Origin of the sequence: Mucilaginibacter polytrichastri, from assembly GCF_001911425.1 — a bacterium.
In the GTDB taxonomy this organism is placed as follows: domain Bacteria; phylum Bacteroidota; class Bacteroidia; order Sphingobacteriales; family Sphingobacteriaceae; genus Mucilaginibacter; species Mucilaginibacter polytrichastri.
In genome coordinates this window covers 1,369,177-1,380,307 of the sequence record NZ_MPPL01000001.1, presented here as the reverse complement: position 1 = coordinate 1,380,307, position 11,131 = coordinate 1,369,177, and the positions used below count along the sequence as shown (strand labels likewise).

8 protein-coding genes are annotated in these 11,131 nt (G+C 42.3%); 3 read left to right on the top strand and 5 right to left on the bottom strand.

Annotated features, from left to right (window positions below):
* The 3 genes from RG47T_RS06070 to RG47T_RS06060 all read left to right on the top strand — a co-directional run.
* On the top strand, positions 1 to 1,121 hold a 1,121-nt coding region (locus RG47T_RS06070), incomplete at its 5' end, for a 1-deoxy-D-xylulose-5-phosphate reductoisomerase (protein WP_253187499.1).
* 8 nt (positions 1,122 to 1,129) lie between these two features.
* Positions 1,130 to 2,476: an RIP metalloprotease RseP gene (rseP, locus tag RG47T_RS06065; protein ID WP_074488594.1), complete on the top strand. Its 1,347-nt coding sequence runs from the start codon at positions 1,130 to 1,132 to the stop codon at positions 2,474 to 2,476.
* Positions 2,477 to 3,009: 533 nt separating this feature from the next.
* Positions 3,010 to 4,185, top strand: a complete 1,176-nt coding sequence (locus RG47T_RS06060; protein WP_074488593.1) for a hypothetical protein — start codon at positions 3,010 to 3,012, stop codon at positions 4,183 to 4,185.
* A gap of 109 nt (positions 4,186 to 4,294) precedes the next feature.
* On the opposite strand, the gene RG47T_RS06055 is transcribed toward RG47T_RS06060, so the two are convergent.
* The 5 genes from RG47T_RS06055 to RG47T_RS06035 all read right to left on the bottom strand — a co-directional run bounded on the left by RG47T_RS06055 (position 4,295) and on the right by RG47T_RS06035 (position 11,113).
* On the bottom strand, positions 4,295 to 4,900 hold the full coding sequence (locus RG47T_RS06055; protein ID WP_074488592.1) for a DUF4199 domain-containing protein: 606 nt from the start codon (positions 4,898 to 4,900) through the stop codon (positions 4,295 to 4,297).
* Between the two features lie 29 nt (positions 4,901 to 4,929).
* Positions 4,930 to 5,595: a hypothetical protein gene (locus RG47T_RS06050; protein ID WP_074488591.1), complete on the bottom strand. Its 666-nt coding sequence runs from the start codon at positions 5,593 to 5,595 to the stop codon at positions 4,930 to 4,932.
* Positions 5,596 to 5,692: 97 nt separating this feature from the next.
* Entirely contained in the window at positions 5,693 to 6,946 is a 1,254-nt protein-coding gene (locus tag RG47T_RS06045) for a dihydroorotase (RefSeq protein WP_074488590.1), read from the bottom strand.
* A gap of 42 nt (positions 6,947 to 6,988) precedes the next feature.
* Positions 6,989 to 9,031 carry a BatA domain-containing protein gene (locus RG47T_RS06040; RefSeq protein WP_074488589.1) on the bottom strand — a complete coding sequence of 681 codons (2,043 nt, stop codon included), beginning with the start codon at positions 9,029 to 9,031 and terminating at the stop codon, positions 6,989 to 6,991.
* 126 nt (positions 9,032 to 9,157) lie between these two features.
* Positions 9,158 to 11,113, bottom strand: coding sequence for an ATP-binding protein (locus tag RG47T_RS06035; RefSeq protein WP_074488588.1), 1,956 nt, complete (start codon positions 11,111 to 11,113; stop codon positions 9,158 to 9,160).
* Between the last annotated feature and the right edge of the window lie 18 nt (positions 11,114 to 11,131).

The window sequence follows — 11,131 nt, the reverse complement described above, 5'->3', positions numbered from 1 at the left end:
TGATAGCCGGGAACGCGCAACTATTTAAAGCATACGTTTTAACCGCACAAAACAACGCAGAACTACTAATAGCACAATGCCTTAAGTTTGCCCCGGCCTATGCCGTAATTTGCAATACCGATAAATATATACAGGTAAAAGAAGCCCTTACCCATACCAATGTAAAGGTAATGGCCGGCCACGAAAGTGTTAAAAGCATTGTTACCGACCCTGCAATTGATATTGTATTAACTGCCATGGTTGGCTTTGCTGGGTTAGAGCCAACCATCAACGCCATTAAAGCGGGTAAGGATATCGCCCTGGCCAATAAGGAAACCTTAGTGGTAGCCGGTGAACTGATCACCGCCCTTGCCAAACAACATAACGTTAAATTATTACCGGTAGATTCTGAGCATTCGGCCATATTTCAATGCCTGGCTGGCGAAGAATTAAACCCGATAGAGAAGATTATCATTACAGCATCGGGAGGCCCTTTCCGTGGTAAAACTGCTGAATTTTTGGCCGATGTTACGCGTAATGAAGCTTTAAAACACCCCAACTGGGTAATGGGTGCCAAAATAACTATCGACTCGGCTTCGTTAATGAACAAGGGATTGGAAGTAATTGAAGCCCGGTGGCTGTTTGATCTAAGGCTCGATCAGATTGATGTGGTAATTCATCCGCAATCTATCATCCATTCTATGGTGCAGTTTCAGGATGGCTCTATTAAAGCGCAAATGGGCCTGCCAGATATGAAATTGCCGATACAATATGCCCTAACTTACCCAAACCGGGTACCCAACCAGTTTAAAAGGTTTGATTTTATGGCCTATCCTAATCTCAGCTTCGAAAAACCGGATATCCAAACATTCCGTAATCTACAATTAGCTTATACTGCTTTAAATAAAGGCGGTAATGCTCCATGTATAATTAATGCGGCAAATGAGATAGCCGTAGCAGGATTTTTGAACAATGAGCTGGGCTTTTTGGCAATGAGCGATGTAATTGAAACCTGCATGCAGCAAATGCCTTACATAGCTAACCCTGTTTTGGATGATTATTTGAATACTGACAAAGAAACACGCATCTTAGCGCAAAAATTAGTAAACCAGATGCCTAAGGCATTAACATATTTGACATAAAATAAAGAATGAGTATAGTGATTATGGTAGGCCAGTTAATACTGGGCCTTTCAATTTTAGTGATTTTGCACGAGTTAGGGCACTTTGTGGCTGCACGTGCTTTCGGTATCAAGGTAGAGAAGTTCTACCTGTTTTTTGATGCCTGGAATATTAAGCTGTTTAAATTCAATTATAAAGGTGTTGAGTATGGTATTGGATGGCTGCCCTTGGGCGGTTATGTAAAAATTGCCGGCATGATCGATGAATCTATGGATACCGATCAGTTAGCTGGCCCGCCACAACCCTGGGAATTTCGCTCAAAACCGGCCTGGCAACGTTTAATTGTAATGCTGGGTGGTGTTACCGTTAACATTGTATTGGGTATCCTTATTTTCTGGATGCTTACCCTTAAATATGGTGAAAGCTATGTACCTAATGATAGTGTTAAATATGGTGTTGTACCGGGCGTTGTGGGTAAAAAAATTGGGTTACAGGCCGGCGATAAAATTACGGCTGTTAACGGCAAGCCTATTGTTCGTTTCGATGAACTGATTAGCTCTAAAGTGCTAATGGGCAATACCGAACTTACTGTGAATCGTAACGGTCACGATACAATTGTTAAGGTACCTGCCAACATTTTAAATGATGTGTCTGATTACGGTATTGGCGAATTTGTAAAACTGCGCACTAAATTTGCTATTGACTCTGTGGTACCCAATAGCTATGCAGCCAAAGCTGGTTTGCTTAAAGGCGATAGCATTAAGGCTGTTAACGGCGTTGCTATTAATTTCTGGGACGAGATGGGCACCCAGATTAAGCAATACAAAAATAAAGAAGTAAAATTGCTGGTTAAGCGCCATAATGATACGCTATCGTTAACCTCGGCAGTAAATAAAGAAGGTACCCTTGGCTTTGCTGATGGCAACTACGGCATAGCTCTTACACACGATGAGCCGACGATTAAAAACATTAAATTTGGCTTTATAGGAGCATTACCTATAGGTGCCTCAAAAGCATGGGGCACATTTGCTGATAATGCCCAGGGCTTAGGTAAAGTATTTAAAGGCGAAGTTAAGGCGGGCAAGGCATTTACAGGCCCTGTAGGCATTGCAACATTATTTGGCAGCCACATTGACTGGGGGCATTTTTGGAGCCTTGTAGGCTTGCTATCAATGGCACTGGCCTTAATGAACCTGTTGCCTATCCCTGCATTGGATGGTGGCCATGCCCTGTTCCTCATTATTGAAATGATTAAGGGTAAACCGCTGAGCGATAAATTTTTAGAGCGCGCTCAAATTGTAGGCTTCGTAATCTTAGTTACGTTAATGGTATTTGTTTTTGGTAACGATATCCTGAAACACGTAGGTAAAAAATAACTATCCCATAGAGACACAAAGCATTGTACCTCTACGATCTAAAACCTGTTTGATTTTCAAACAGGTTTTTTTGTTAAATTTACTTTCGGTAGGCAAACCTATGGCAAAATAAAACCACCGAAACAGCAGGCAGCGTTTCCGATTTCATTAATACGGTTACCGATGAAAGTAAACGTAAGGACAGCTCCAGATTGCCAAACTGACGCAACAGCAAACCTACCTTAAACCTAAAATGTAGGGGCCATTGTATAATTAGTTATTCTACCCTCCGGCTTGTGGCAGTTGCATTAGGAAATAACGCTTAGTGTCAATTGTGTGTCTTAGATCGTAATGTAATTGCAAGGTTTGCGAAAATGTATCTACACAAAAAAGCATCGACAGAATTAGAGCCATAAATTTCATACATTAGTTATTGATCGGCGTGATTTTTGAACCGATACAAATGTGCCCTGTGCATTTCGCGAATGCGGAACTTATACGGAGATCTGTAGCATTACACAGGAAACCTGAACACCGATAACAACAAACCAGCCATGAGGGATTTGAACGATGCAGCTTTCATCAGCTTATTTAAAGAGGCTTGCCAAAAGTGCTTCGGCCACCCGCTGGAGGCTCCCCTTTCTGAGACGGAGAGCAGGCATTTAGCCAGCCAGATTTTCGAGTTAACAGGCCTGGTTATTGATGCTGAAAGCCTTAAAAACTATTCCATCTATGTAGTAAATGATTTGGATGATAAGTCAGAGCATCCACCCATTGCTACATTGGATACTTTGGCCCGCTATATTTTAAACGCACCCTACAGCAACGATATTCAGCGAAAAGATAATGAAGGCCATTACCCCTGGTGGTTTCAGTATAAAAGCAGTTTGGCTGTCCCTGTAATACAACCACGTAAAGTTTCTGTTCCGGTGATAAAACTGCTGGCTTTTGTTGCTTTTATTGTTATCATTATTGTTGGTGCCATCCTGATGATCAGGGTTTATCAAAAATCATCTGATAATTATTTTAAGGAAGCTTTCCGGACGGTTAACGAAAACGTATTAACCCAAAACGGCTGGATTATTAAAGATAAGGACACAACCTGGTGGAACAAACGCTACCAGCGATCTGGCCAGCTTACGTTGTACATGCTCCCGGGCGATAACTGGGCAGATTCAACGCACAAGCCCGCTATTAGAAATTTGCTGATTAGAGAACTAACTTCAGATTGCTTTGTGGCAGAGTTACGTTTAGATGAGTTTTTTCCTTTACAAAACCGGCAGCAGGCAGGCATTTTGCTCTTAGAAGACAGCACTTTAACCAGTAAAAGTGTAAGACTATCAGTTGCTTATAACGATTATTTTAACGGGTATAAGAAGCCAAATGAGATTATCATCCAGGCCATTAGCTCCAACCCTGCCGATTTAAATAAGCCCGAAGAAATAGCACACTTCCCGGCATTAACATTTACTGACGAGCAGGCCAAACTAGTAAGCCGGAATATGCAGCGATCTGCCTTAAAAATCGAAAAGAACGGAAATCATTTTCGCTTTTTATATTCAATGGGCCAAAGAGAAAACTTCGCCTATAAAGAGGTGTTGAGTAAAGACCTGGATATTCAACCTAAATATATCGGCATATTTGCGGTGCAAGGCTTCATGGAAAAGCCACAACCAATCCCGGCACATATCAAGTATTTCAGTATTATGGATACGCGGTGTAAGGATTAAAATAATTTTATGTAGAGGCACAATTTTTTGTGTCTCCCTGCTGTAAACAAAAAAGAGACACAAAAAATTTTGTGCCTCCCAGTATTATATCCTCTTAATTAATAGCTATTTATACAGTCGGGTCTGCCTCTTGCTCCAGCGCTGCGATATCAAACAAGGGTGGATCTTTTTTAAAGATAGCCGCAAAAATAAGTGCCAGTACAAAAATAAAGATCAGCGAAACGGCAATACCTGTTAAAACTTTAACCGGCGAAGTATCTGTTTGCAATGCAAATTGCTTTTGCATTTTTTCAACCTGGTCATCAATTTTTCCCTGTTCAACACCTTGTTTTTCCATCATCTGGGTGGTGGCACCAATTATGGCTGTCTGGGTTTTTTCAATCATGTGCGGCTCTACTACTTTACCAAACAGAACGTTTGCGCCCAGATAGGTAATAGCGTACGAAACCAGCATCATCATAAATATAGCAGTGGTAGCTTGTTTAAAGGTCCAGTAACCACCCAACTTTTTACGCAGATCGCTGCAAAACACACCGGCAACTATTAACGGCAGTAATACCGAAAAAATGATGGGCCCGAAGGAGATCATCCAGAATGAGGTAGCAATAGTGGTGATAAAATAAAAGGAAAAAATATTAAGCATCATTAAAATTACACCAAGCAGTATACCACTTGTGGCGCCTTTTTTTCTGATCTCGTTGTCCGGAACTGTCATAATTTTTGCGGTTAGGTTATTGTTGTTTATTATTCAAACGTATCTAATATACTGTAAACTGCCGAATCAAAAGCAGGGTCAACAGCATTGGCAATAAAATCTGCAGACGAACTTTCGCCGTTTTGCACATCCTGAAAAAATACCATCATCGGGTAAAAAAGCTCTTTCAGTTCAGAATCTTCAGGCAGGCCAAGTGCTACCCTTTTAATCTCGCTTGCCGGGCTTTCTATCAGTATCTGGTTTGCAATTACCGGCTCGTAAATGCTGTATTCGTCCTGAAATTCATCTTCGTCTACCAATAAAAATTCTTTCAGGTAATCCTCTAATGATGGTTCTATTTCTTCGTCGCGGCACTCGTTAAGGTATAGCAGCAGGTTCAATAGCTCGGTACCACGGTCAAGGGTTTCTTCCTCAATGTCTTCCCATTCCTGTGTTTCGAGGTAATCTTCTTCCAGTTTCTTTACATCAGCGCTAAAGAAGTTAATCATCAGTAAATCGAAGAAAATTTCGCGCAGGGGCTCCAGTTGCGGCATATCGTCAAAAACGGCATCCACATCATCAACCTTGCTTAAAAAATCTTTGTCAGAAGCAAAAGCTTCATCAAACCGGGCTTCGGCAACAGCCTCAACCGGGTGATACTTGTTAAACGCCTGCAAAGCAGCACGAATAGCCGCGTGAATTTTTGGGTCTGTCATTTCTTTTATATTAGTAATTGATAATACTATTATGTTACAGTTTTGTTGTATTTATTATTTTCCCGGCAGGTTTTAATTTATAATAAGCCGGAAAAAACTACAATTTAAAGAGTTGATTATTGTTACCTGTTAATAATACCTGCCCCTTTAACGTTTCACCAATAAATGGCGAATTGTACGATTTTGAAAAATTATTCTGGCGTGTGTAGGTCCATTCTAAATCTGTATCAACCAGGGCAAAATTAGCATCGGCATCCACATCAATGCTGATGGTTGGCATACTCATTATTTTACGCGGATTTACCGATAGCTTTTCTACAATCACCTCTACCGGTAAGCCTGCTTTAAGAGCCAGTATAAAAGTGGTTTGTAAACCGATGATCCCAAATTCGGCCATCTCAAACTCTACATCTTTATATTCTATCTCGTGCGGGGTATGCTGCGACACAATAGCATCAATAGTACCGTCTTTTAAACCAGCTATCAGCGCATCAATATCTTGACGGATGCGTAGCGGTGGTTTTACTTTATATTGGCTGTCAAAGCCTGTAAGGGCATCATCAGTTAGTACCAGGTGGTGTGCAGCCACATCGCAGGTAACCTGCAAGCCGCGTAAGCGCGCCTGCCTGATAAGGTCGACCGAGCGCCAGGTAGATATGGTAGAGAAGTGGATCGGAGAATTGGTGTATTCGGCCAGATAAAGATCCCGGGCCACCATCAGTTCTTCTGCCAGCGAAGGGATGCCCTTCATACCTAACAGGGTACTTACTTCGCCTTCGTTAACCTTGGCTTTGCCTGCAATAGCGGTATCTTCGGGATACGAAAATATCAGCGCGTTAAACCCGTGGGCATAAAGCAGGGCGCGTTCCATCAGGCCGGCATCCTGTACGGGGTGGTTACCATCTGTAAATGCACGAGCGCCGCTTTGCAGCATGTCGTACATTTCGGCCATATCCTTGCCTTCGCGTTTGTAAGAGATGGCCCCCAGCGGAACCACATCAACCAGGCTGCCTTTCGATTTATTAACCAGGTATTCTACCTCTGCTTTAGAGTGTACTGGCTTTTGCGTGTTAGGCATCAGCGCTATCCCTGTAAAACCACCCGAGGCAGCCGCAGCTGTACCTGTATGCAGGTCTTCCTTGGTTTCATAACCGAGTTCGCCGATGTTACAGTTCAGATCAAAGAAACCGGGCAGCAGGTATTTGCCTGCGGCATCAAAAGTTTCTGCATCTGATGTAATATCATTACCAATTTGGGTAATTACACCGTTTTCAATTAAAATATCGGTAACCTGCTGATGAAAGGGAGAGTTTGGGTCAACAACGGTAGCAGATTTGATGAGCAAATTCATGAATGTTGATTTGTAGCCAATAATGTGATAATTTCTCCGGCTTTAAGAAACTACTGTTTTACCCGGTTTGTAAAACCTGATTAACACGATTTCGGCTGCCAGAAAAATCAATGCCAAAAGTATGCAAAGTTTCCATAATTGTAAGCCAAAATTTGATTCGGAAAGCATCGTTTTTATGGAAGCGTCTCCGGGAGCTAATACAATGCTCTTTTTAGGCAGCATATTTTGCAACCGGGCCCTGGTTAAGTAATGCAGATCAGACTCTGACCGGTTATTGTTAAACGCCAGCCACTGCACAGTGCTATCCTGCTTTATCAATTGGTAATGACCAGGTTTGTGCAACTGGTCTGACAGATAAAGCAGCGTGCTTCCCTCCTGCCTGCGAACATCAGGGATAATCTTCTGGTCGCCCTGCACTAGGGTTAAAATCTCATTAGGGCCTATTTGCACCGGCGCAGTTTCTATCGATTCGCTATTGCCAAGAGTATAATATAAGGGCTGATCGTGGCCGCTCAACAAGGCAATCCTTAACATGGTGGTTACAAAAAGCGCGTGTTTGGGCAGGTTACTAAAGGTTTCGTCTAGCGGCACAGTACTTACATAAACCTTGCCCTGCCTGTATTTAAACTGTTCCCAAAAGGGCTGATTACCCGATAGCATCAGTAATTTTTCGCCTCCTGCAGATAAATTATTATTGAGCTGATAATAACTCTTTACCTGCGGCAAATCGGGATTTTGAGGCATATTTTCAAATGTGTTTCGATACACTTGAGCTTTTAAATTAATAGCCGATACTTTGGTTGCCTCCTTAACCAGTTTCTCGGGATAGGCGGCGTTAAGCGGCTGCAACAATGATTGATAACTCCCCAGATCTGCATCCGCAGCCGGAAAAAAGGCTAACGTACCTCCTTTTTGCACATACACTTTAAGCTGTTGTGCCAAGCCACCCGAAACAGTTTTAACATTGCTAATGGCAATAAGCGGGTATTGCTGCAGGCTGCTATAATCTACATGCCCATCGGTGGTTTGTGTAACCTTGAAGAAAGTATCGCTGCCAAAAGCGGCGTTAAGGTATATATCGGGTTTATCGCCGCTTATCAACAGTATCGGCATTTGCGCCTGCACATAAAAGCTAAAATAAAATTGGTTGTCAAATGTTACGGGGTTATCCTGCAATTGCAACTCGGCGCGCTGCCAGCCGGCTTGGAGGCCAGAGAAAGACAGCGTATCAATTTGGGTTGAGTTGGGATTTATTGTATAACTGCCCAACGCTTTTTGCGCACCGTTAATCAATAATTTCAGTGGTACATTAACCGCTTTTTCATCTGCATAATTATGCAGGCGGATAACCAGCTTTTCGCTTTCGCCGGGGCGATGAACTGCACTAAGCAGCCAAACACTATCCGCAGCTATATTGGGGAGCGGGTTGGCTTTTAGCTGAATAAAATTAACATTGAGGGCGGTATCTAACGTTAGCTTGCCGCTCCCCATATTCTTTTGAAAATCAGACACCACGAATGCCGAGCTTTTTGCATTGCCCTGTGTTTGCAACAAACTTTGCTGCCTGTTAATTATGGCCTGCATACCGCGGCTTTGCGCACTTATCTTAATGGCATCTACAGCATCATTAAACTCGTCGCGGCTGAGCAAACGCTGATGCTTGCCATCAAAATCCTGCGTCAGGATCTGGAAACGGGTGTTGATATTATACGTTTGGGCAATTTCTTTGGCCCGGGCGCGGGCTTCATCAAGCAATGTACCCTCACGGCTAAGTGCCTGCATCGAGTAAGAATTATCTACAAAAATGCTTACTATTTGCTGCTGGCCGGGTTTGGTTGTAAGGGCACCGGGAATATATGGTCGGGCAAAAGCAAAAACTAAAAAAGTAAGTGCCAATAAACGGGAGGCCAGTATTAACCGCTCTTTTAAATTACGGCCCGATGCCTGCTGCTCCTGCACCTCTTTTAAAAACTGCACATTACTAAAATACACTTTATGGTACCGCCTGAAATTAAACAGGTGAATAATCACAGGTATAATTAAAGCAAAAAGAGCAAATAAAAAAGCCGGATAAACAAACTGCATCTTAAAAGTATAGCCTCATTTCAAATATGCAAAATTGTGGCAGCAATTAAGGCCGGCAAGTAATTAATATTGAATTTAACAAAAATGATTAAGTAATGAGTTGAGCATCCGGTTGGATATAAAAGGCTAAGCCGGCTGATCGTCAATATGGCTTAAGTGATAATAAGGGGCATTAACATGGGTAAGCGATACTGTAAATGTACTCCCCTCGCCAAGTTGGCTTTCTATGACCATTGCACCGTTTATTTTTTTAATCAGGTCGCGAATCAGCATCAGGCCCATCCCGCTGCCTTCTTCGCCTGCTGTACCGCGCGATGTATAGTGGCTCAGGCCTTGTACACGGCTCAAAGTATCAGGGTTCATACCTACACCGTTATCTCGTACCATAATTTTAATATCAGAGCCGTTTATTTCTGATAAAAACTGGATAGCGCCGTAATGGTTGGTAAATTTAATGGCATTGGTAAGCAGGTTACGGAAAATAATTTTCAGCAACTCCTTTTCGGCATAAATTTCGGGTTCGAGGCTTATGAGGTTAAATACTTCGATCTCTTTTTTCTGTAAAGACAGCTTTTGTTCCTCTACCAGTGCGTTAATCATCTGGTGCAGGTTTACTTCTACCTTTTCTACCCTACCATCGTGTACCTGGCTTTTAATCCAGTATAAAAGATTATCAAGTAAGGTAATAGCCCGGGTATACTGTGTTTCCAGATGCTGATAAAGGTGGGTTGCCTCCTGGTTGCTTACCAGGTTAAGGTTAATTAAATCGATAATGCTTTTTGTATTGGTAAGCGGGTGCCTTAAATCGTGCGAGATGATTGACAGCAGCCTGTTTTTAAGCCGGTTATCTTCTTCCAGTATCGTATTCTGACCCAGTATTTTTTTATTAAGCTGCGCAACCGAATTGGCATGCTGATTTATCTGCCTGTTTTTCTCATCCAGCTCTAAGGCGTATACCTTGGCTTTTTTATAATTATGGCTTATTGAGAATACAAGCAGTACCACAATAAGCATAATAATAAAGGTACAAAGCAGCACAATACTTTTAGTTTGCGACTCTTTCTGTATCTCAGAGATCTGTTTTTGAATAGCCAGTTGTTTTTCTTGCTGCTGCTTCAGCACTTCTATAAAAAGTACCGCATCATTTTTATTGGTTTCGCTGTTGGCACGTTCAACTCCTAACAGTTTTTGCTGCCATTGAGTAATGGCAAGCAGATCCTTTTTTTCGCCATAAGCTTTAAGCAACAACTCTATGGCCTGCACCAACAAGCGTTGGGCATGTATACTATCGGCATAGCCTTGTGCAACATCAGCATAGCCAATGGCTTTACTGTACTGCTTATTTTTTAAGTATAACCTACTTAGCCCAATGTAAGACAGCGTTTTGCCAAACTGGTCTTTAGTAAGGGTATCAATTCGCAGGGTTTTATTGTAATAATAAACGGCCGAATCTGCATTGTTTAGATCAGCATAAAGCTCGGCACGGTCAAAATAGCTTTTCTTTTCGCCATACAGGTAATTGATCTTCCGGGCAAGCCGCCAACTGCTATTATACAAGGCAAGTGCCTCATCATGCTTATTTTGTTTCTCCTTGAGCACCCCCATGCGCTGTTGCAGGTTAACCAGTTCAATGGGCTTATTTAATTTACTCAGGATGTTTAAGCTGCTGTTGAGCAGCCGTTCGGCTTCTTTCAAATTCCCCAGGTTTCGCTGCATCGAACTCAGGTGTTCTTCACCACGGGCAACATTGTAATCGTCTTTATCCTCACGGCTCAGATCAATGGCGTGATTGTATAAAACCAATGCTCTTTTGGCGTATCCGCGCTGATTAAATACCTCGGCCTGGTACAAATAATTTACAGCCAGCCCTTTTCTATAATTAGTTTTTATACACAGTTGCTCGGCATCTGTAAGTAACAGAAGTGTTTGAGCCAAATTGGTATGAATTTGCCTGTAAGCACGCTCGTTAAGTGAATCAATGTTGGCCGGGGTTACTGCAATATCTTTACTTACACATGCTACTGCGTTAAAATGCAGAAACAATGCAGCAACTATCCAGTAAACTAATATTCTTTTGACCATCGAAACAGACGCAGAGGT